The 1,154-nt window shown below is 62.4% G+C and carries 2 protein-coding genes; one reads left to right on the forward strand and one right to left on the reverse strand.

Features of this window, described 5'->3' with window-relative positions; genetic code table 11:
* Window positions 1-286, forward strand: a 286-nt coding sequence (locus EJK15_RS74040) for a hypothetical protein (protein WP_206062398.1), incomplete at its 5' end; no start/stop codon positions are given.
* 686 nt (window positions 287-972) lie between these two features.
* Here the strand turns inward: EJK15_RS74040 and EJK15_RS72475 are convergent.
* On the reverse strand, window positions 973-1,154 hold a 182-nt coding region (locus EJK15_RS72475; protein ID WP_171075446.1), incomplete at its 5' end, for a hypothetical protein.

Below are 1,154 nucleotides of genomic sequence, written 5' to 3' on the forward strand. Positions count from 1 at the left end.
CGTGGAGGTGGCCAGTGCGACGACGGCGCCGGTCATCGCGGTGGTGGTTGCGAGAGCCGCGATGGCAGTCTTGAACTTGGGCATTGAATTTCCCCCCAAAGGTTCTGTTGCCCCTGTTCTCAATATTCTCCGGACTGGTTGGAAAATATCGCGGATGGTAGCTAATGCGCCATCCGTGCATTTTTATTTCCGGGGCGAGTGTCAGGTAAACGGGCTTCGTGGTGTTTTGCTCTACTCTAACGCTCTCGTTGCTATCATTAGGCATTTATCAAATGAAATGGCATGATTTGTCCGTATTGCCCCTGAAGTGGCATGGCGATCATGTGTTGATATGCGCAGATGCGCTCTCGTCGGCGATGTGCCGAGGGCGCATGTCGTGGGGCAACGCGATTCCTTTGATTACTTCTCCACCCACACGTGATCGACCTTTGAGTCGCTGTTGCGGGTGGCGGGCGGTCGGCAGGGTGAAGGGCCGGCGGATTTCGTTCGCGAGATCGCGATGAGGTGGTCGGTGTGCATGGTGCTCGCCTTTGGCCCGCGGCCGTCCGGCAGCCGTTGCCATCCGCTCCCGGGGATCTTGGCGGCCATGACGTCGGCGTGGATCGTGCCAGTAGGCGCTTACTCGGGGGAAGGGGATGTCCGCGCTGATCGCCCGTTCGGTCATCGCTTGCGGGAACTGTGGCTCGGTGGCGGAGCCGGCGTGTCCGGGCACCCGCGCCACCGCGCATCGGTCGGGTGTGCGGTGCGATCCACGACTTGCTCGGGAGGTGCGGTTCGCGGTCCGGCACGAGCGCGAGCTGCGTGTGTGCGGGCGGGTGAAGCAGAGTGCCTGTGCTCCGTGTCGCTCATCGCCTCGCCGGAGCGGGTGATGCCTCCACGGGACACAGGCACTCGGCCGCGGGTCACACCAATCGGGATCCGGTGGCATGACCCGGCTTTCGACCGTTCAGCACGCTGTAGCGCGTTGCAGGATCAGTCCTCGTCTTCCTCATCCTGGAAGAAGGAGCCGAACGGCGACCTGGTCTGGTCCTGGTCCTGGTCCTGGTCTTGGTGCTCGAACTGCTTCTGGTGCTGCTGGTTGTTGTTGTGGATGTTGATGTGAACCTTCTGCTTGTGGCGGTGGTGGCTCTTCCCCCAGCCGCCCCCGCCGCCCC

Source organism: Nonomuraea basaltis (genome assembly GCF_005893125.1).
In the GTDB taxonomy this organism is placed as follows: domain Bacteria; phylum Actinomycetota; class Actinomycetes; order Streptosporangiales; family Streptosporangiaceae; genus Nonomuraea; species Nonomuraea basaltis.